General features: G+C 58.2%; 21 protein-coding genes. 12 read left to right on the top strand and 9 right to left on the bottom strand.

What is annotated here, in order from left to right; translation table 11 throughout:
- The first annotated feature begins 127 nt into the window (after nt 1–127).
- A complete protein-coding gene (gene gdhA, locus FGA82_RS06320; protein ID WP_141126415.1) occupies nt 128–1465 on the top strand; it encodes an NADP-specific glutamate dehydrogenase in 1338 nt (445 codons plus the stop codon).
- Here gdhA and FGA82_RS06315 read toward each other — a convergent pair.
- From FGA82_RS06315 to FGA82_RS06295, 4 genes are all read right to left on the bottom strand, one after another.
- Nucleotides 1462–1956: a GreA/GreB family elongation factor gene (locus FGA82_RS06315; RefSeq protein ID WP_141126414.1), complete on the bottom strand. Its 495-nt coding sequence runs from the start codon at nt 1954–1956 to the stop codon at nt 1462–1464. The two genes, gdhA and FGA82_RS06315, sit on opposite strands and share 4 nt — an antisense overlap.
- Before the next feature lie 70 nt (nt 1957–2026).
- Entirely contained in the window at nt 2027–2383 is a 357-nt protein-coding gene (locus tag FGA82_RS06310) for a hypothetical protein (protein WP_141126413.1), read from the bottom strand.
- 219 nt (nt 2384–2602) lie between these two features.
- Nucleotides 2603–4456 (bottom strand): Lnb N-terminal periplasmic domain-containing protein, encoded by a 1854-nt coding sequence (locus FGA82_RS06300; RefSeq protein ID WP_141126412.1) that lies wholly within the window; start codon nt 4454–4456, stop codon nt 2603–2605.
- 94 nt (nt 4457–4550) lie between these two features.
- A complete protein-coding gene (locus tag FGA82_RS06295) occupies nt 4551–5039 on the bottom strand; it encodes a DUF3015 domain-containing protein (protein WP_007909797.1) in 489 nt (162 codons plus the stop codon).
- A 302-nt stretch (nt 5040–5341) separates the two neighbouring features.
- Here FGA82_RS06295 and FGA82_RS06290 point away from each other — a divergent pair, with 302 nt between their 5' ends.
- Nucleotides 5342–7780, top strand: a complete 2439-nt coding sequence (locus FGA82_RS06290) for a Lon protease family protein (protein ID WP_141126411.1) — start codon at nt 5342–5344, stop codon at nt 7778–7780.
- Nucleotides 7781–8089: 309 nt separating this feature from the next.
- Nucleotides 8090–8404 (top strand): hypothetical protein, encoded by a 315-nt coding sequence (locus FGA82_RS06285; RefSeq protein WP_007909799.1) that lies wholly within the window; start codon nt 8090–8092, stop codon nt 8402–8404.
- Between the two features lie 36 nt (nt 8405–8440).
- Here FGA82_RS06285 and FGA82_RS06280 read toward each other — a convergent pair whose 3' ends face one another.
- Nucleotides 8441–10270, bottom strand: a complete 1830-nt coding sequence (locus FGA82_RS06280) for a hypothetical protein (protein ID WP_141126410.1) — start codon at nt 10268–10270, stop codon at nt 8441–8443.
- Between the two features lie 161 nt (nt 10271–10431).
- Between FGA82_RS06280 and FGA82_RS06275 the strand changes: the two genes are divergently transcribed.
- The 3 genes from FGA82_RS06275 to FGA82_RS06265 all read left to right on the top strand — a co-directional run bounded on the left by FGA82_RS06275 (nt 10432) and on the right by FGA82_RS06265 (nt 12101).
- A complete protein-coding gene (locus tag FGA82_RS06275) occupies nt 10432–10920 on the top strand; it encodes a TIGR00645 family protein (protein ID WP_007909801.1) in 489 nt (162 codons plus the stop codon).
- A 135-nt stretch (nt 10921–11055) separates the two neighbouring features.
- Entirely contained in the window at nt 11056–11361 is a 306-nt protein-coding gene (locus tag FGA82_RS06270; RefSeq protein ID WP_077574605.1) for a DUF6482 family protein, read from the top strand.
- Nucleotides 11362–11483: 122 nt separating this feature from the next.
- Nucleotides 11484–12101: an FKBP-type peptidyl-prolyl cis-trans isomerase gene (locus FGA82_RS06265; RefSeq protein ID WP_008078561.1), complete on the top strand. Its 618-nt coding sequence runs from the start codon at nt 11484–11486 to the stop codon at nt 12099–12101.
- A 110-nt stretch (nt 12102–12211) separates the two neighbouring features.
- Here FGA82_RS06265 and FGA82_RS06260 read toward each other — a convergent pair whose 3' ends face one another.
- The 3 genes from FGA82_RS06260 to FGA82_RS06250 all read right to left on the bottom strand — a co-directional run bounded on the left by FGA82_RS06260 (nt 12212) and on the right by FGA82_RS06250 (nt 14131).
- Entirely contained in the window at nt 12212–12469 is a 258-nt protein-coding gene (locus FGA82_RS06260) for a PA4570 family protein (protein ID WP_034153845.1), read from the bottom strand.
- A 205-nt stretch (nt 12470–12674) separates the two neighbouring features.
- Entirely contained in the window at nt 12675–13016 is a 342-nt protein-coding gene (locus FGA82_RS06255) for a zinc ribbon domain-containing protein YjdM (protein WP_077574604.1), read from the bottom strand.
- A 146-nt stretch (nt 13017–13162) separates the two neighbouring features.
- Nucleotides 13163–14131 (bottom strand): polyprenyl synthetase family protein, encoded by a 969-nt coding sequence (locus FGA82_RS06250; RefSeq protein ID WP_007950962.1) that lies wholly within the window; start codon nt 14129–14131, stop codon nt 13163–13165.
- Between the two features lie 239 nt (nt 14132–14370).
- Between FGA82_RS06250 and rplU the strand changes: the two genes are divergently transcribed.
- The 5 genes from rplU (at nt 14371) to FGA82_RS06225 (ending at nt 18211) form a co-directional block, all read left to right on the top strand.
- Nucleotides 14371–14685 (top strand): 50S ribosomal protein L21, encoded by a 315-nt coding sequence (rplU, locus tag FGA82_RS06245; protein ID WP_003176051.1) that lies wholly within the window; start codon nt 14371–14373, stop codon nt 14683–14685.
- Nucleotides 14686–14719: 34 nt separating this feature from the next.
- A complete protein-coding gene (gene rpmA, locus FGA82_RS06240; RefSeq protein ID WP_003176049.1) occupies nt 14720–14977 on the top strand; it encodes a 50S ribosomal protein L27 in 258 nt (85 codons plus the stop codon).
- A gap of 193 nt (nt 14978–15170) precedes the next feature.
- Entirely contained in the window at nt 15171–16394 is a 1224-nt protein-coding gene (cgtA, locus tag FGA82_RS06235; protein WP_016986202.1) for an Obg family GTPase CgtA, read from the top strand.
- 220 nt (nt 16395–16614) lie between these two features.
- Entirely contained in the window at nt 16615–17733 is a 1119-nt protein-coding gene (gene proB / locus FGA82_RS06230) for a glutamate 5-kinase (protein WP_141126409.1), read from the top strand.
- A gap of 10 nt (nt 17734–17743) precedes the next feature.
- Nucleotides 17744–18211: a CreA family protein gene (locus FGA82_RS06225; protein WP_007909822.1), complete on the top strand. Its 468-nt coding sequence runs from the start codon at nt 17744–17746 to the stop codon at nt 18209–18211.
- Between the two features lie 182 nt (nt 18212–18393).
- Here the strand turns inward: FGA82_RS06225 and rpsT are convergent, their stop codons facing one another.
- On the bottom strand, nt 18394–18666 hold the full coding sequence (gene rpsT, locus FGA82_RS06220) for a 30S ribosomal protein S20 (protein ID WP_003228351.1): 273 nt from the start codon (nt 18664–18666) through the stop codon (nt 18394–18396).
- Between the two features lie 252 nt (nt 18667–18918).
- Here rpsT and murJ point away from each other — a divergent pair, with 252 nt between their 5' ends.
- Complete coding sequence (gene murJ, locus FGA82_RS06210) at nt 18919–20457, top strand: murein biosynthesis integral membrane protein MurJ (protein WP_141126408.1); 1539 nt, start codon at nt 18919–18921, stop codon at nt 20455–20457.
- Nucleotides 20458–20558 lie beyond the last annotated feature (101 nt).

The following is a 20558-nucleotide window of genomic DNA, read 5'->3' as shown; positions in this document are numbered from 1 at the left end:
TGATTTATATCCTGTGCACCATTTAATTTCATAACTGCGACATTTTGCTCTGTTCCTGTGCGCATTTCGTTTGTTACAGTCCGGCCCAATCTCCTCCAACGACAATAAATTTGCCGAGACTTTTGCCATGATCGAATCCGTCGAATCCTTCCTCGCCCGCCTGAAAAAACGCGACCCGGATCAACCCGAATTTCATCAGGCCGTCGAAGAAGTCTTGCGCAGCCTGTGGCCTTTTCTCGAGGCCAATCCGCACTACCTGACGTCGGGAATTCTGGAGCGTATTTGTGAACCGGAACGCGCGGTGGTGTTCCGCGTGTCGTGGGTCGATGACCAGGGCAAGATTCAGGTCAATCGCGGTTTTCGCATCCAGATGAACAGCGCCATCGGCCCGTACAAGGGCGGCTTGCGCTTCCATCCTTCGGTCAATATGGGCGTGCTGAAATTCCTCGCCTTCGAACAGACCTTCAAGAATTCCCTGACTTCGTTACCCATGGGCGGCGGCAAGGGCGGCGCGGACTTCGATCCGAAGGGTAAGAGCGACGCCGAAGTCATGCGCTTCTGTCAGGCATTCATGAGCGAGTTGTATCGCCATATCGGCGCCGACGTTGACGTGCCGGCCGGTGATATCGGTGTTGGTGCGCGGGAAATCGGTTTCCTGTTCGGCCAGTACAAACGCTTGAGCAATCAGTTCACCAGCGTCCTCACGGGCAAAGGCATGACCTACGGCGGCAGCCTGATTCGCCCGGAAGCCACGGGTTTCGGCTGCGTGTATTTCGCTGAAGAAATGCTCAAGCGCCGCGAGCAGACGGTTGAAGGCAAGCGCGTGGCGATCTCCGGTTCCGGCAACGTTGCGCAGTATGCGGCGCGCAAAGTGATGGATCTGGGCGGCAAGGTGATTTCGCTGTCTGACTCCGAAGGCACGCTGTATTGCGAGGCCGGTCTGAACGAAGAACAGTGGCTGGCGCTGCTGGAACTGAAAAACGTCAAACGCGGGCGCATCAGTGAATTGGCGACTGCTTACGGTCTGGAATTCCGCGCCGGTCAGCTGCCATGGTCGTTGCCGTGCGACATCGCGCTGCCGTGCGCCACGCAGAACGAGCTCGACGCCGAAGCCGCACGCACACTGCTGCGCAATGGCTGCGTGTGCGTGGCTGAAGGCGCGAACATGCCGACCACGCTTGCGGCTGTGGATATCTTTATCGAGGCCGGCATTCTGTTCGCTCCGGGCAAGGCATCCAATGCCGGCGGCGTAGCGGTCAGTGGTCTGGAAATGTCGCAGAACGCCATGCGTCTGCTGTGGACGGCGGGTGAGGTCGACAGCAAGTTGCACGCGATCATGCAGTCGATCCACCACGCTTGCGTGCATTACGGCGAAGAGAACGGGCGCATCAACTACGTCAAAGGCGCGAACATCGCCGGCTTCGTCAAAGTCGCCGACGCAATGCTCGCGCAGGGCGTGGTTTAAGCCGGTTCGATACGGATCACTTCGATCACTTGATCGCCGGCGGGGCGCTGCCACAGCACCTCGTCATTGAGGCGGGCACCGAGTAGTGCCCGGCCCAGCGGTGAACCCCAATTGATCAGGCCCTTGCTCGCATCGGCCTGATCTTCGCCGACCAGTTGCACGCGGCTTTCGGTGTCGTGCTCATCGGCGTAGGTCACCCAACTGCCGATCTGTACCTTGTCTCTGGACGTTGCTGCGACGGCGACTTGCGCGCTGCTCAGGCGCTGATTGAAGTAGCGCAAATCCCTTTGCAGATCCGCCAGCCGTTGTTTGTCGGCCTGCTCACCCTTGGCCGTTTGTTCGGCGTGCAGGTTTTGCAGTTCGGCAACTTTCGCCTGCAACTGCGCCAAGCCTTGTTGCGTGACGTAATTGGGCTGCTCGCTGACCTGTCGCTCGACCGGCTGATCGGCTTGTGCGGCGGCGTTGTCTTCGTTGACAAAAGCACGGCTCATGAAGTCCTCCTCGTATGAGGTTTGGGCCATGCTCGCAGGCATTTGGTTTCACTGGATGTCTGTGAGCGACCTATGGCGAGCGATAAGCCCGCCCGGCGTCCTGATCTTTCTGTTGCTGCCAGGCGCGCTCGCGTTCATCCCAGTGTTCGTTGCGATACTCTTCGCGCCCCTTGTTTTCCAGCATCGCCTGACACTGTCGAAAGCCATCGGTCCAGCCGTCGGCGTATTGCTTGTCCTTGAGATAACGCGGCACGTTCTTGCGAAATTCGCCGCTGATCGAACCGGCCGCCTGGCGGCCGCTGATGCAACCGTCATCAAAACCGTCGGCGAAGGCCGGTGGGTAACCCTTGGCGATCAAATCATCGTGGGTCGACTGGCAACCGCCCAGCAACAGCAAAACACCCAACACACCCGCACACCGCCACATCGCACTCTCCCGCGCCGGTTGTCCGGCTTATGGGGAAAGTCTAGAAGCTGATTCATGACACGGCTGTCGAAGCCCCGTGAAAAATCCATTAACACCACAAAACCCCTGTGGGAGCGAGCTTGCTCGCGAAGGCGTCCTGTCAGGCGATTTTAATATCGACAGACCCACCGCTTTCGCGAGCAAGCTCGCTCCCACATTGGTTCTGTGTTGTGTTCGGAGTCAGTAGTGATACCACTTCACTTCGAGCATGACTTCCGTCTCAGGTGTGGCAAGGTGGCTGAATTCGCGTTGCGCACTCAGGCGCAAACCCATATTGCGCGACAACTCCCACTGCTGGTTCAGACTCAGACTGCGGCGCACTTCGCCATTGAAGAAGTAATCGCCCTTGGCCTCCAGGCTGAGATTGCCCAGCGGGTTTTTCCACAGCGCACCGGTATTGAAACCGCCGGCCGGAGAGACGAACTCGGCGAAATCGTTGTTGTGTTCAACGCGCACGGTGCCGAGGGCAAAACCCAGCACATCGTCACCCAGCGCCCAGGTGCCGCCACCGCCACCGTTGACGTGGCTGACCAGCGTCTCGTCATCATGCTTGCCCGGGACCCGCTCAAGCCCACCGGTCACCTGCCACGACAGCGGCTGCAATAGCTCATTGCGCGGCGTCAGCGAACGAATCGTCGCCAGATCCAGCTGCTGGAACTGCCAGTGATTGCCTTCGTACTGACGCAACTTCATCTGCAGGATTTCGATCTGCGCGCCGAGCGGGAAGCTCTCGGCGTTGTCGTTGAGATCGTGATAAGCCATGCGCAAGCCGTATTCGCCGAACGCACGATCGCCGCGTGTGCCGAGGCCTGCCTGCCAGGTGCGTGATTCGTGGCCGTCTTCCGGCAAGCCTGGCTGCGGAATGTCCAACTCTGGCGCGGGATTCTTGTTGATCGCCCGCAGCAGTTCGAAACTGCGCTGTGCCCGTTGCGGATCGCGCTCCTGGCCGTTGGCGCGGTAGCGCTCCAGACGATACGCCGCATCAATGATCAACGCCTGACGGTCGCGGGGCAGGGCTTTGAAAGCCGGATCCTGCAACTGCTGTTGATCGGCGCTGACGTTCAGCACCCATTGCTGTTCGTCACTGTTGAGCGGCTCGGCGCGGCTGAGCAGTTCGCGCTCGCGGGACGGGCGGTATTCGATACTTTCCACCAGCCCGGCTTCTTTCACCGCTTTGACGGTGTCCGTGGGAATCGCGGTCAGCGGAAACTGTTCGGTCAGGCGCAGACTCGGCCGTGCGACTTGCAGCAGCTCCAGCAGGCGGTACGAGCAGTTTTCATCGAAGAAGAAATAGTCGAACTGAATCTGCTTCAACTCCCACACATGCTCGACCATGCGCGCGGTTTCTTCCTGGGTCAGATTCAGTCGGTATTCCCACAGGTCGCGGTTTTCCAGACTGCGGTATTCCGAAAGTTTTTCCTGATACGGCACCAGCGCGAACAGGCCGGGATAACCGCCCATCAAACCTTTCCAGGCGTACAGAATGCTGTTGTCCGAACCTTCGATGTAGGCACCGAAGTTGATCGCGTAACTGAGCAGCGATGTTTTATCGGCCTGCACATCGGCCTGATCGATACGCAGCAGGGTGTGGCCGAACATCGATGACGGACTGTTCAAGTAAGCCGCCGGGAAGATCATCACCGCGCTGTGCGGCGAGACGTCCTTGAACCATTTTTTGTACTCGGCGCACTCGGGCGTCGGCAGGTCGGTCAGGTTGAGCTGCGCTTTCAGCCAGCGGGTGCGCGCCGGATAAACACATTGCGCGTGTTGCTCGCCGAGGCTGGCAGGGGCGTACAGCGCTTGCACGGTGGCCGCCAGTTCGTGGTCGGGATGCTCATTGCCATCCGGCGCCAGAAAGAATTTCTTGTCGCTGACATAGCTGCGCCAGCCGCCAAGCTTGGCGGTTTCGTAGTGACCGAGGGAAATCCAGAAGCGGTCGTTGGCCAGTTGCTGCAAACGTTGAGGGTCGATGTGGGGCGCGGCGGACAGCGGGGCGCAGACACAGAGCGCCAGCCAGGCAAGGCGTTTGAGCATAGTCGGCAACTTGAACAGGAAAGAAATAAAGACCCAAGGAGGGCGGGCCGAAAAAACAAAACCCGCTTCCCGAAGGAAGCGGGTGGGGTCGAGCTTAAGCCTGAGTTGCGTACTTGGCCAGACGAGGATCCGATTTCAGTACGGCCAGGGTGTTGGTATGCACGTCTTCAGCGGTCACGTCAGCCTTGCTGAAGATCTGCTGGAAGTGCTCGTGAGTCACAGCAGCGAAATGCGCGCGATCTTCCGGCGCCACGCCCAGTACCACGGCATAAGTCGTCAGCGCTTCGCCGTTGCCTTTGGCCATGTCTTCGGACAGCTCGTTCATCATGCCATTCATGGCAAACCAGGATTTGCCGCCGTAGGTCAGCGATGCGTTGGTCGAGCAACCGTTGGTGCCGGACGTCATCCCGAAGGTGGCATTACCGGAAGTGCCGTTGGTGGTGGAAGCGAGGAAGTGCGCCGGGGTGCCACGCTGACCTTCGAACAGCATGTTGCCCCAACCGCAATCCGGGCCGCCTGGAGCTTGCGCCATTGCGTTGATGGATACAGCGGTGAAGAGAGTACCGAGAAGAATCCGTTTCATAGCTTTGTTCTCTTTTGTGTGCATACCAATGGACAGGGTTCTGGCCCCCCAAGCTCTGTACGAAACAGATCCAAACGAAGCCAGTGGGCCGGTATTAGTTCCAGCCGCGCAGTTTGGAGTTTAGGCACGTTCCAGGGGTTCCGTGGTTTTTTGCAAAATATTTGGAATAAACCCCGGTTTCCGGGGGCGAGCCGCAGGCTTGGCCGGTTGTCTATGCTTTGTGGTGTGGCGCGCCTTGCCAGTGGGGCACGGGCAGCGCCAGAATGCCGCTATCTGCCCCGCCTGATTGTTAAGGAAGCCCGATGCCTGATCCTGTTGCTGCCAGCTTGCGTCTCGCGCCCGAAGCGCTGACCCGTCCGTTTTCCGCTGAACAGTTCAGCTTCACTACCACCAATGATCTGGAGCCCTTTCGCGGTGTGCTCGGCCAGGAACGCGCGGTCGAAGCCTTGCAGTTCGGTGTGGCCATGCCACGCCCCGGTTACAACGTTTTCGTCATGGGCGAGCCTGGCACCGGTCGTTTCTCGTTCGTCAAACGCTACCTGAAGGCCGAAGGCAAGCGCCTGCAGACCCCGGCGGACTGGGTCTACGTCAACAATTTCGATGAACCGCGCGAGCCGCGTGCCCTGGAGTTGCCATCGGGCACTGCCGGCGCATTCATCGGTGACATCAACGGCTTGATCGATAACCTGCTGGCGACATTTCCAGCGGTGTTCGAGCACCCGTCCTACCAGCAAAAGAAAAGCGCCATCGACCGCGCTTTCAACCAGCGCTACGACAAGGCTCTCGACATCATCGAGCGTCTGGCCCTGGAAAAAGACGTCGCCCTGTATCGCGACAGCAGCAACATTGCGTTCACGCCGATGCTCGACGGCAAAGCGCTGGACGAAGCGGAATTCGCCCAGTTACCAGAGGTTGATCGCGAGCGTTTTCACGATGACATCTCTGGCCTCGAAGAGCGCCTGAACGAAGAACTCGCCAGCCTGCCGCAGTGGAAGCGTGAGTCGAACAACCAGCTGCGTTCGCTCAACGAAGAAACCATCACCCTGGCCTTGCAGCCATTGCTGTCGCCGTTGTCGGAGAAGTACGCCGAGAACGCTGCGGTCTGCGGTTACCTGCAAGCCATGCAGGTCTACCTGCTGAAGACCGTGGTCGAGCAACTGGTCGATGACAGCAAAACCGACGCCGTTGCACGCAAGTTGCTGGAAGAGCAATACGCGCCAAGCCTGGTGGTCGGCCATCCGGTGAGTGGCGGTGCGCCGGTGGTGTTCGAGCCGCACCCGACTTACGAAAACCTCTTCGGTCGTATCGAATACACCACTGATCAGGGCGCGCTCTACACCACCTATCGCCAGTTGCGTCCGGGTGCCTTGCACCGCGCCAACGGCGGTTTCCTGATTCTTGAAGCGGAAAAAATGCTCAGCGAGCCGTTTGTGTGGGATGCGCTGAAACGCGCCCTGCAATCGCGCAAGCTGAAAATGGAATCGCCGCTGGGCGAGATGGGCCGTTTCGCTACGGTGACGCTTAACCCGCAGCACATCCCGTTGCAGGTCAAAGTCATCATCATCGGGGCGCGCTCGCTGTATTACACGCTGCAAGACCTCGATCCGGACTTCCAGGAGATGTTCCGCGTTCTCGTTGATTTCGACGAAGACATCCCGATGGTCGACGAGAGCCTGGAGCAATTCGCCCAGCTGTTGAAAACCCGTACCTCGGAAGAAGGCATGGCGCCGCTGACCGCCGACGCGGTGGCACGTCTGGCGACTTACAGCGCACGGCTGGCCGAGCATCAGGGGCGTTTGTCGGCGCGTATCGGCGATCTGTTCCAACTGGTCAGCGAAGCGGATTTCATCCGTCATCTGGCCGGCGATGAGATGACCGACGCCGGGCACATTGAACGTGCGCTGAAGGCCAAAGCCACGCGTACTGGTCGCGTGTCGGCGCGGATTCTCGATGACATGCTCGCCGGGATCATCCTGATCGACACCGATGGCGCCGCAGTCGGCAAGTGCAACGGTCTGACCGTACTCGAAGTCGGCGATTCGGCGTTCGGTGTGCCGGCGCGGATTTCCGCCACGGTGTACCCGGGCGGCAGCGGCATCGTCGACATCGAGCGTGAGGTCAACCTTGGGCAGCCGATCCACTCCAAAGGCGTGATGATCCTCACCGGGTATCTGGGCAGCCGTTACGCCCAGGAATTCCCGCTGGCGATTTCCGCGAGCATCGCGCTGGAGCAATCCTACGGTTACGTTGATGGCGACAGTGCGTCGCTGGGCGAGGCGTGCACGCTGATTTCGGCGCTGTCGAAAACCCCGCTCAAACAGTGCTTTGCGATCACCGGTTCGATCAACCAGTTCGGCGAAGTGCAGGCGGTGGGCGGGGTCAACGAGAAGATCGAGGGCTTCTTCCGTCTCTGTGAAGCGCGTGGGCTGACGGGCGAGCAGGGCGCGATCATTCCGCAGGCCAACGTCGCCACGCTGATGCTTGATGAGAAAGTGCTGGCGGCGGTGCGAGCCGGGCAGTTCCACGTTTACGCGGTGCGTCAGGCCGACGAGGCGCTGAGTCTGCTGGTGGGCGAACCGGCGGGTGAACCAAATGCCGATGGCGAATTCCCGGAAGGCAGCATCAACGCACGGGTGGTCGAGCGTCTGCGCGACATCGCTGAGATGATCAGCGAAGAAGACCTCAAGGAAGCCGAGAAGGAACTGGCGCAAGAGGCCTTGGCCGAAGCCAAACCGGCTTAAGCCTGGCGCGGTCAAACTGTAGGAGTGAGCCTGCTCGCGATAGCGGAGTGTCAGTCGGCGAATAAGTCGACTGGTTCACCGCTATCGCGGGCAGGCTCACTCCTACATTTGTTTTGTGGGGATCTTCCGGAAATTCGCCACAACTCTGACGCCAATATTCACACAATGACCATTCGGCGCCTTCTGGTTCCATTCGGCTTGCGCAGCGGACTTTTCTTCTATTCTCAGCTCAAGGATATCGACAGTATCACTGGATCGAGCCAGTCCTCCCGTGGGGACTGAATACCGGCTTCACCGAGGGTCGCCGCCATGTCGCGCAACCTCTGTCTCACCCGTCAATGCCTGGGTCTGGTGACCCGTATCGAATGCGCCATCAAGCCGTTGGCCGGCGATAACGGCATGTGGACGCTGCTCTTCGCGGCCGGCATGGCCGGCGAACAACCTTCCGCTATCAAAGCCCAGGGCCCGTTTCATGGGCCGGTCGCCGCTGAATCGATACTCGACACCATCGTCGAAAGTCTGACCTTGCATGGCTACGAGCTGGCTGACGATCCGCAGATCTGGAGTCTGCACCTGCAAGCTCAATTGCGGCAGATCAACGGTGGCCGTGGCCGCGCCCTGTAGGAGCTGCCGCAGGCTGCGATCTTTTGATCTTGCCCTTCAAGGCGCAGTATCAGGCACCTGTGCCTTGTCGAGTTTGACCTCAAAGCCGTATTGCACGGTGGCGAGGTCGGTGCGCTGATAGGTTTCGACGTGGGTGGGGCGGCCATAAAAGTAATGCACGCCAAACAACGCCGGGCCTTCTGCGCTCGCATCGTGGCTGACCGACAGGATCTGCTTGAGGTAGTTGCCACTGTCGTCTTTGACGAAGAAACGCCACTCGTTGGGCGGGAACAGTTTCAGATCCACCACCAATTGGTTGTTCTTGATCTCCAGGCCTTTGGGCAAGGATTTGGCGTCGTACGCCTGTTTGGCCACCGTGGCGAGAAACAGCGGCATTGAGCCGACGGCAATCGCCGGGGTTTCCGGGAACAGGTTCAGGTCGTAAGTGATCGTCGCGCGCAGCGGATCGACTTGATACGCCTCGGGCGGCAGTTCGATCGGCTCATCGAGCTTGCCGCTGCGTTTTTCGGTGAAGAACGTGACAGGACTGACGCCCGGGCTGAAGTCATCGCCCAGCAATTCATCGTTGAACGTACGGCGATGGGAGAACTCGATACGGGCGGCGCTCGGTTCTTCCACGGATTGGTGGACGCGGATGCCAGCCTTCAATTGCTCTTCGGTCAGGCTCGCGCCCTTGAGCCAGTTGGCCGCCAGATCGTCGTAAACGGTCACCGACGGATCCAGTGGCTGGATGGTTTTCTCCGTGGTGTGCTGATTGAACGTGCGAATCGGCAGGTCCAGCGGTTTGCGGGTCACGGTTGCCGAGGAAAAATCCAGCACGCTGACTTCCAGGGTTTCGATCGGGCCATTGAAATAGACCTTGTTGTAGCGTCGCGAGTGCTTCTGCTCGAAATCCTGCTGTTCTTGGGTGAGCTGTTTTTCCAGAGTATTGCTCCAGCCTTTCTGCTGTTGCAGGTACGCCAGTTGTTTCTGGTAGAAGGCCACTTGCTCCGGACTTTCGTTGATCGAGCCGGCGCGGACCAGATACTGACCGGTGTTATCGCGGGCCTGGACGATCAGCGGATTGAGCTGGGCCTCGGCGACTTCAGCGGCCAGCGGCAAGTTGTTGCTGAATTCGACTTCGGCGTAGTCCTTTTCAAGCTTCAGCAGTTTGACGCTGAGGTTGTCGTTGGTGCGGGTCTGGCCGACGTCCTTTTGCGTCAGGTCGAAGCTGTACAAGCGGCGCGGCGCGATGACTTCGATCTGGCCTTGCAGGCTGACCGGTTGCGGCAGGGTCTTCTTGTCCACGTCCAGCCCGTCAATGAACGGGTAGGTCACGGTCAGGTCATCGGGGTTGGTGACGTTGGAGCTGGACGGGCTGAGCTGAATGCCCGGATCGGTTTCCGACCATTCCGGCTGATAAGCGATCACGCGCTTGTTGCTCAACGTTACCGATTGCCACTCCACGCCATGGGGGAACAGGAAGCCGCCGGGAATGTTCAGGTTGAACGGGAACACTGGTTGCAGATCGGTAAGGTAGTCGGAGCTGGCATCTTTGTGCAGCACGAACAGGCCATTGATAAAAGTGTCGACCAGAGTCTGCGGGGCAGGGTAGTGCTTGAGCACGGCGAGGGCGTCTTCGCCGTATTCGGTGCGCGGTGGATTGTCGGCGAGTTTGAGCTGTGCCCGTTCGAGCAATAGCAGTGAACCGCCGAGCTCGGTGATGGCGTCCTTGAGTTTCGGATCGGTGATGGCGTCCAGCGACTGTTCGAACTTTGCGGTCTTTTCTTCAAGGCTGGCGGCATGTTTCTCGTCGCCGGGCGAGCAACCGCTGATCAACAGAGCAAGACAGATTCCGGCCGTCGTTATTGGTAATCGCACATCCATTTCCACACGTCCTGTCTGCAGTCACTGGGCTGTCAATGGTTTGGACACTAGCAGAAAAAAATCACCCACACGCGCAGGTGGCGGATTTTTGGGCAGTTTCTGGCTGTCACAGGGGGCTGATATACTCGCCGCCATTTCCAGCCCCCCATGTGTGAGATTCAATGGAACGCTTTATCGAAAATGCAATGTACGCCTCGCGCTGGCTGCTGGCGCCGATCTATATCGGGCTGTCCCTCGGGCTGCTGGCGCTGGCACTGAAATTTTTCCAGGAAGTGTTTCACATCCTGCCCAACGTGTTCTCGATGGCCGAATCGGAGCTGATTCTGGTGCTGCTGTCGCTGATCGATATGGCGCTGGTCGGCGGCCTGCTGGTCATGGTGATGATTTCCGGCTACGAGAACTTCGTCTCTGAACTGAACATCGATGAGGGCAAGGAAAAGCTCAGCTGGCTCGGCACCATGGACTCTTCGTCGCTGAAGATGAAAGTCGCGGCTTCGATCGTGGCGATCTCCTCGATCCACTTGCTGCGCATCTTCATGGACGCCAAGAACGTCGATCCCGAGCACTTGATGTGGTACGTGATCATCCACATGACCTTCGTCGTTTCGGCGTTCGCCATGGGTTACCTGGACAAGGTCACCAAGCACTGATCAACCGTTGATCGCTGCAAAAACACCGCCCGTCTGTTGCGAAACAGACGGGCGGTGTCGTTTATGGCTTGTGCTTTGATGCGCGCGGGCATATCCCTGTAGAGGTCCTGACTCGCCACGTTGTGAGGTGCGTTCATGAACCTGCAAGAGTTGAATGCGTTTGCCATCGCCAGGAAGGTTGATGAGCTGAATCTGATCTCCATGGAAGGCGGGATTTATCTGCTCGAAGCACGCATGCATGGCGCGGCGTATCCGTTGAGTGATCTCAAGGGTGGGATGCTGACATTGCGCTCGGTGGAGCATGCGCGGGATTTGCTGCACAACTTTCCGGTGCTGCCCTTCAACCTCGTACACACCTCGGTACATGATGAAATGTGTGGCCTGGGCGCCAGTGGCGAGGAAAGCCTGAAGGTGCCGCTTGCCTGGCGTTCTGCCCTGTAGGCGTTGCGCGCCATCGCCGGAACATCTGTGCTAGTCTGCTCGCCCTTTTGGTTCCGGGCGCGCCGGGACGCGCTGTGCACGCACGGCAAGTCTTGTGGCCGTCCGCACAGCGGAGCAGTGTCATGTCCGAAGTAAATCTGTCCACCGACGAAACCCGCGTCAGCTACGGCATCGGCCGTCAGCTGGGTGACCAGCTGCGCGACAACCCGCCACCGGGCGTTAGCCTGGACGCCATTCTGGCTGGCCTGACCGACGCGTTCGCCGGTAAGGAAAGCCGTGTGGGTCAGGAAGAAATGTCCGCCAGCTTCAAAGTGATCCGCGAAATCATGCAAGCCGAAGCCGCTGCCAAAGCTGAAGCTGCTGCAGGCGAAGGCCTGGCCTTCCTGGCTGAAAACGCCAAGCGTGACGGCATCACTACCCTGGCTTCCGGCCTGCAATTCGAAGTGCTGACGCAGGGCGAAGGCGCCAAGCCGACCCGTGAAGACCAAGTGCGTACGCACTACCACGGCACGCTGATCGACGGCACTGTGTTCGACAGCTCCTACGAGCGCGGCCAGCCTGCAGAATTTCCGGTTGGCGGCGTGATCGCTGGCTGGACCGAAGCCCTGCAACTGATGAATGCCGGCAGCAAATGGCGTCTGTACGTGCCGAGCGAACTGGCTTACGGCGCTCAAGGCGTTGGCAGCATCCCGCCGCACAGCGTTCTGGTATTCGACGTCGAGCTGCTGGACGTTCTGTAAGAACTTTGTGGGAGCGAGCCTGCTCGCGAATGCAGGCGACTGGATCTAACTTGAGATTCGAGTTGAAGCTTTCGCGAGCAAGCTCGCTCCCACAGGTTTTGTATCGCTGCTCATAGTTCTATCTTGTGATGCAGCTCACTGGTCGGGCGCAACGCCCGGGCATAGCAGAACAGGAACAGATTGCGCACCAGCTCCTTGAGCACCAGCGGTTCGCTGGAATTCAGGCTGCTGACGTCCAGATCCCCTTGGTCTTGCAGTTCATGCAGGGCTTCTTCTTCAAGCACCGCACAAACTTCACCGGTCTCCCGATGGAGGATTCTGAGGTATGGGTGTGGGCGGTCCAGCCAGGCGTCGATCAAATAAGTCATGGTTCTCATCTCCTTGAAAGGTTTCAATGAGAATAATTCTTATTCATCAAATAGCAAGCGTCTATTGGCGGATTCTGATTTTTTCCGGGTAAAGATTGCGTAAGGTCAAAACGGCTGGCGTTTGGCTACTGCTTGATTTTATTGGGGCGGAGCGGGGAGGGCGAAGCTCCATCCCACGGCTGGCGCGGGATGGATGACAACAGATTCAGACCTTTCTGACGAACTCGGATTTGAGTTTCATCGGGCCGATGCCGTCAATCTTGCAGTCGATATCGTGGTCGCCATCGCACAGGCGGATGTTCTTGACCTTGGTGCCGACCTTGACCACCAGCGAGGTGCCCTTGACCTTGAGGTCCTTGATCACGGTGATGGTGTCGCCGTCCTGCAGGACGTTGCCGACCGAATCTTTCTTCACGGCATCATCGGACGCCACTTCGGCTTCGCCATTGGCGGACCACTCGTGGGCGCACTCCGGGCACACCAATTGGGTACCGTCTTCGTAGGTGTATTCGGAATTGCATTTCGGGCAGGGTGGCAACGTGCTCACTAAGGCTCCTTGGGTGTGGATCGCTAAAAGTCGCACATTGTATAGGGTTTTAGCTTTTCAGGCAGTCAAATGCAAAAGATCGCAGCATCGACAACCCCTGTAGGAGCTGCCGAAGGCTACGATCTCTTGATTTTGCTTCAGCGGTATCAGTGCGTACGCGCGACCGCAAACTCGCTCAGTTCAACCAGCGCATCCCGATATTCACTGGCCGGCAGTGCATCGAGGCACTTGATCGCACGGGCCACGTAATCACGGGCCAGTTGCGCGGTGTACTCCAGGGAACCTGACGCTTCTACGGCAATGCGAATGCTTTCCAGATCTTCGATCCCGCCTTTCTGGATCGCCTGGCGCACCAGTGCAGCCTGTTCCGGTGTGCCTTCGCGCATGGTGTAGATCAGCGGCAGGGTCGGCTTGCCTTCGGCCAGATCGTCACCGACGTTCTTGCCCAGTGTCTCGGCGTCGCCCTTGTAGTCGAGCAGGTCGTCGACCAGTTGGAACGCCACACCCAGGTGATCGCCGAAGGTACGCAGGGCTTCGCTCTGTTCGGCGGTGGCGCCGGCCAGTGCGGCGGCACTGTGGGTCGAAGCCTCGAAGAGCATCGCGGTCTTGCCGCGGATGACTTCCATGTAGGTTTCTTCGGTGGTGCTGGCATCGCGCACTTTGGACAGCTGCAGCACTTCGCCTTCGGCAATGATGCGCGTGGCCTGGGACAGGATCTTCATCACCGGCATCGAGCCCAGTTCGACCATCATTTCGAACGAGCGCGAATACAGGAAATCGCCGACCAGCACGCTCGGGGCGTTGCCCCACATGGCGTTGGCGGTCGAACGGCCACGGCGCATGCCGGACATGTCGACCACGTCGTCATGCAGCAGAGTGGCGGTGTGCAGGAATTCGATGGTGGCGGCCAAAAGACGCATGTCGTCGCCTTCGCGACCCAGGGCCTTGCCACACAGCAACACTAATAAAGGACGCAGACGTTTGCCGCCGGCCGAGGTAATGTAATCGCCGATTTTCGATACCAGCGGTACTCGGGAAGTCAGCTGCTTCTTGATGATGCCGTCGACGGCGCTAAAATCGTCCGCCACCGCGCGGTAGAAAGCTTGGGGTTGCATCAGCGAGAGTCGCTCCAGAAGGGTTGCGCGGCATGCTAGGACCCCCATCCAGACCTGTCAAGGCGCGATAGACGGCTACTTGCAAGCCTGTCGCGCCTTGCGTACAATCGCGCACCCTGAACTTCCTGGGCAGCACCTGCCTTACGCAATTGCAACAGGCCTTCCAGCCTTATGCAGCCATGCCAGCCAATACCTCTTCCTATAAAGAGCTGGGTGAGCAGGATTATCGGAGAAATACCATGTCTTATGCAGTAATCGTTACTGGCGGCAAGCAGTACAAAGTCGCCCCAGGTGAATACCTGAAGATCGAAAAACTGGAAATCGCTACCGGCGAATCCGTTACCTTTGATCGCGTTCTGTTGGTTGCCAATGGCGACGACGTGAATATCGGCGCTCCAGTTGTTGCTGGCGCTACCGTTGTGGCTGAAGTGATCTCCCAAGGTCGTCACGATAAAGTCCGCATCATCAAGTTCCGTCGCCGTAAGCACCACATGAAGCGTATGGGCCACCGCCAGTGGTACACCGAGATCAAAATCACCGGTATTCAGGCTTAATTTCAGCCTAATTCCTCACTAGGAGAATTGACTCATGGCACACAAAAAAGCTGGTGGTAGTACCCGTAACGGTCGCGACTCAGAAGCCAAACGCCTTGGCGTTAAGATGTATGGCGGCCAGAAAATCATTCCGGGCAACATCATCGTGCGTCAGCGCGGCACCCAATTCCACGCTGGCTACGGCGTTGGCATGGGTAAGGATCACACCCTCTTCGCGAAAATCGAAGGCGTGATCAAGTTTGAAGTAAAAGGCGCGTTCAACCGCCGTTACGTGAGCGTTGTCGCAGCTTAATTGCGCGATCGCTGGAAAAGCCCTGTCTCGCGACGGGGCTTTTTCGTTTGTGGGGTGAGTCTCTTGCAAAACTGTTTGTATGGGCTGTCGGCGTGCGATGCAGGTCGTGTTTTGGGGTCGCTGCGCTCATTTTTGCAAGAGTCTTATGTCTTGATTGTTTTTCGGCTCGTCCGTACGGCGAGAGGCGTTGGTTATGAAGTTTGTTGATGAAGTATCGATTCGCGTAAAGGCTGGTGACGGCGGCAATGGCGCCATGAGTTTCCGTCGGGAAAAATTCATCGAAAACGGTGGCCCGAACGGCGGTGATGGCGGTGACGGCGGTTCCATCTACATGATGGCCGACGAAAACCTCAACACCCTGGTCGACTACCGTTACACCCGGCACTTCGATGCCGAGCGTGGCTCCAATGGTGGCAGCACCGACTGCACCGGTAAAAAAGGCGAAGACCTGATCCTGCGCGTGCCGGTCGGCACCACGGTGATCGACTCTGCTACCCAGGAAGTGATCGGCGACCTGACCAAGGCTGGCCAGAAATTGATGGTAGTGCAGGGTGGCTGGCACGGTCTGGGCAACACCCGTTTCAAATCCAGTACCAACCGTGCGCCGCGTCAGACCACTCCGGGTAAGCCGGGTGAGCAGCGTGATCTGAAACTGGAAATGAAAGTACTGGCTGACGTCGGTCTGCTGGGCTTGCCGAACGCCGGTAAAAGTACCTTTATCCGTTCGGTATCGGCTGCCAAGCCGAAAGTCGCCGATTACCCGTTCACCACGCTGGTGCCGAACCTGGGTGTGGTCAGCGTCGATCGCTGGAAGAGCTTCGTCATTGCCGACATTCCTGGTCTGATCGAAGGTGCTTCCGATGGTGCTGGCCTGGGCATTCGCTTCCTCAAGCACTTGGCGCGTACCCGTCTGCTGCTGCACCTCGTCGACATGGCGCCGCTGGATGACAGCAGTGCACCGGATGCGGCTGAAGTGATCGTCAACGAGCTGATCAAGTTCAGCCCGTCCCTGGCAGAGCGTGATCGTTGGTTGGTGCTGAACAAGTGCGACCAGATCCTTGAAGAGGAGCACGATGAGCGCGTCAAGGAAATCGTTGATCGCCTCGAGTGGACCGGTCCGGTCTATGTGATCTCGGCGATCGCCAAGATCGGTACCGAGCGTCTGTGCCACGACATCATGCGTTACATGGAAGATCGCGCCGATCGCCTGGCCAATGACCCGGCTTACAAGGAAGAGCTGGCCGATCTCGATCAGCGCATCGAAGACGAAGCGCGCGCGCAACTGCAGGCGCTGGATGACAAGCGTGCCCTGCGTCGCAGCGGCGTGAAGTCGGTCCATGACATCGGCGACGATGATTGGGACGAAGAAGATGTGGATGACGAAGACGGTCCGGAAATCATTTACGTGCGTGACTGATTCGTTGGGTAGGTGCTGCCGCAGGCTGCGATCTTTTGACCTTCAGAAGATCGCTGGTGTCTGCTGAGTCTTCATCTCAGGGCGGTGTTATCATCGCTGCAAGCCGTTTTTCTAAGGCGCCGCTCAATCGAGCGGCGTTTTGGTATCTGGAAATCGCAAGTCACAAATAACGTCATGGGCGGCGCTGGGTCGCGCTGCCCTCAAGCTAAGGTTGAAGATGATGCGGAGCAAGGTGACAGGTGCGCAGCGTTGGGTCGTGAAGATCGGCAGCGCTTTGCTGACAGCTGATGGCAAAGGGCTGGATCGCGCGGCAATGAGTGTCTGGGTCGAGCAGATGGTGGCCTTGCATGAGGCTGGCGTCGAGTTGGTGCTGGTGTCCTCCGGGGCGGTGGCGGCCGGCATGAGTCGTTTGGGCTGGACCGCACGACCCAGTGCGATGCACGAGCTCCAGGCGGCCGCTGCAATTGGCCAGATGGGCTTGGTGCAGGCGTGGGAATCGAGCTTCGCCGAGCACGGCCGGCACACCGCCCAGATTCTCCTGACGCACGACGACCTGTCCGACCGCAAGCGTTACCTGAACGCCCGCAGTACTCTGCGCGCATTGGTCGAGCTGAAAGTCATCCCGGTGATCAACGAAAACGACACCGTGGTCACCGACGAAATCCGTTTTGGCGACAACGATACGCTGGCGGCGCTGGTGGCTAATCTGGTCGAGGCGGATCTGCTGGTGATCCTCACTGATCGCGACGGAATGTTCGACGCTGATCCGCGCAATAACCCTGATGCGCAGATGATTTACGAGGCGCGTGCAGATGATCCTTCTCTCGATGCGGTCGCCGGCGGTACCGGTGGTGCGCTGGGTCGTGGCGGCATGCAGACCAAGCTGCGTGCGGCTCGATTGGCTGCGCGTTCCGGTGCGCACACTATCATCGTCGGTGGGCGTCTTGAGCGCGTGCTTGATCGTCTGAAGGCGGGTGAGCGCATCGGCACATTGCTGTCGCCTGAGCGCGGCATGCTCGCGGCGCGCAAGCAATGGCTGGCCGGGCATTTGCAAACTCGCGGCACCTTGGTGCTGGACGAGGGTGCTGTATCGGCGTTGTCCAAGGGCAACAAAAGTCTGCTGCCCGTCGGTGTGAAGTTGGTACAGGGCAGTTTCCGCCGCGGCGAAATGGTGGTCTGTGTGGCGCCGGATGGTCGTGAGATTGCCCGTGGCCTGGCTAACTACAGCGCGCTGGAGGCACAAAAAATCATCGGTCAGTCGTCGGATGCGATTGTCGGTTTGCTCGGTTACATGGCGGAGCCTGAATTGGTTCACCGTGACAACCTGATTCTGGTTTAAGGAAAACTCGATGCGTTTAGCAAAAGGATTGTTGGGCTTGCTGATGGCGATGCCATTGCTGGCCTCGGCTGAGGAAATCGGTCAGGTGTCGACGGTGTTCAAGTTTGTCGGTCCGAATGACCGGATTGTCGTCGAAGCATTCGATGACCCGAAGGTTGAAGGGGTGACCTGCTACCTGTCGCGCGCCAAGACTGGCGGCGTAAAAGGTGGTTTGGGCCTGGCTGAAGATCGCGCAGAGGCCTCGATTGCTTGTCGTCAGGTTGGCCCGATCAAGTTCAAGGGTGATCTGAAAGATGGTGATGAGGTGTTCAAGGAGCGCACTTCGCTAGTGTTCAAGACCATGCAGGTGGTGCGTTTCCTCGACAAGAAGCGCAACACGCTGGTGTATCTGGTCTATAGCGACCGCTTGATCGAAGGTAGTCCGCAGAATGCCGTGACCGCAATCCCGATCCTGCCATGGGTGCCGGTCCAGCAATAACACCGCAAAACCAACTGTAGGAGTGAGCCTGCTCGCGATAGCGGTGTGTTAGTCAGCAGATATACATCTGACTAACCGCTATCGCGAGCAGGCTCACTCCTACATTTTTTTGCGCTGGATTTACTAAATTTCAGGCAATAAAAAACCGACCCTAAGGTCGGTTTTTTAATGACTACGTCGGATTAAGCAGCTTCTTTCAGTGCTTTGACGTGGCCATTCAGGCGGCTCTTATGGCGAGCAGCCTTGTTCTTGTGGATGATGCCTTTATCGGCCATACGGTCGATAACTGGCACAGCCAGAACGTATGCAGCTTGAGCTTTTTCAGCGTCTTTTGCGTCGATGGCTTTAACTACATTCTTGATGTAGGTGCGAACCATGGAACGCAGGCTGGCGTTGTGGCTGCGACGCTTCTCAGCCTGTTTTGCACGTTTTTTGGCGGAAGGTGAGTTGGCCACCGTCGAGCTCCTCGAAAGACTTTTTAGGAAATAGCAAACAAAATAGGCCGCGAATCATGCCGATGAGTTGAAGTCTTGTCAAGGGCACTTGAAACGTTCCGCTAAGTGGTAGGTATAAAGAGGCGGGATATTTATTTCCGGCGCTTGACCTGTAAACTCGCGAGCTTTGGCTCTGTGCTGCTGCGGCGCGGAGTATCGCACAAGTAGGCGCTTTGTTCGCCTGCTGTTTATCGACAGGCACAAATTCCCTCAATGAATCTGCTCAAATCGTTGGCCGCCGTCAGCTCTATCACGATGCTTTCCCGGATTCTGGGCTTTGTTCGTGACACGCTGATTGCCCGTACATTCGGCGCCGGGATGGCGACGGATGCCTTCTTTATTGCCTTCAAATTGCCCAATCTGTTGCGACGAATCTTTGCTGAGGGCGCTTTCTCTCAGGCCTTTGTGCCGATTCTCGCTGAATACAAAAGTCAGCAGGGCGAAGAGGCAACCCGTACGTTCATTGCTTACGTTTCAGGTCTTCTGACGCTCGTATTAGCGGTGGTGACTGCGCTGGGCATGATCGCTGCGCCCTGGGTGATCTGGGCCACGGCCCCCGGTTTCACCGATACGCCGGAAAAATTCCAGCTCACCTCCGATCTGTTGCGGGTGACCTTCCCCTATATATTGCTGATCTCCCTGTCCTCGCTGGCGGGCGCGATTCTCAATACCTGGAACCGTTTCTCGGTGCCGGCTTTTGTGCCGACCTTGCTCAACGTCAGCATGATCGTGTTTTCGCTGTTCCTCACGCCGTACTTCGATCCGCCGGTCATGGCACTGGGTTGGGCAGTATTGGTCGGTGGTCTGGCGCAGTTGCTCTATCAACTGCCGCACCTGAAAAAGATCGGCATGCTGGTACTGCCGCGTCTGAATCTGCGTGATACCGGCGTCTGGCGTGTGATGAAACAGATGCTGCCGGCGATTCTCGGCGTCTCGGTCAGCCAGATCTCGCTGATCATCAACACCATCTTCGCCTCGTTTCTGGTCGCAGGCTCAGTGTCGTGGATGTATTACGCCGACCGCCTGATGGAGTTGCCATCCGGCGTACTGGGTGTGGCGCTGGGCACAATCCTGCTGCCGACCCTGGCGAAAACTTACGCAAGCAAGGATCGCCACGAATATTCGCGAATTCTCGACTGGGGCCTGCGCCTGTGCTTCGTGCTGGTGCTGCCATGTTCGCTGGCGTTGGGGATTCTCGCTGAGCCGCTGACCGTTTCGCTATTCCAGTATGGCCAGTTCAGTGGCTTCGACGCTGAAATGACTCAGCGTGCACTGATTGCTTACTCTGTCGGTCTGCTGGGGATTATCGTGATCAAAGTGTTGGCACCGGGCTTCTATGCGCAACAGAACATCCGCACCCCGGTAAAAATCGCAATCTTCACCCTGGTCGTCACTCAACTGTTCAACTTGGTGCTGATTGGCCCGTTGGCGCATGCGGGACTGGCCCTGGCGATCAGTGCCGGCGCCTGCCTGAATGCCGGATTGTTGTTCTATCAACTGCGCAAGCAACAGATGTATCAGCCCCAGCCGGGTTGGGCCAAGTTCGGTTTCAAGCTGGTGGTCGCGGTGGCTGTGATGTCGGCAGTGCTGCTGATTGGCATGCACTTCATGCCAGCGTGGGATCAAGGTCACATGCTTGAGCGCTTCCTGCGTCTGGGCGCATTGGTCGCGGCGGGCGTAATCACTTATTTCGGTATGTTGCTGCTGCTCGGTTTCCGCTTGCGCGACTTCAATCGCAAGGCCTTGAGCTGAGGTTTTACCCTTTATAAACAGGCGCGGGCCGGCAGTTTTGTCGGCTCGTTCACTTTGCGTTACGGTGTTGCCTGTCGTCGACCGTCGGGTGTGGTTATAAT

It is taken from the genome of Pseudomonas fluorescens (assembly GCF_005938625.1).
GTDB classification, from domain to species: Bacteria; Pseudomonadota; Gammaproteobacteria; order Pseudomonadales; family Pseudomonadaceae; genus Aquipseudomonas; species Aquipseudomonas fluorescens_BD.
Note: the sequence above shows the minus strand (reverse complement) of the source record. Positions and strands in the feature narration are given on the sequence as shown.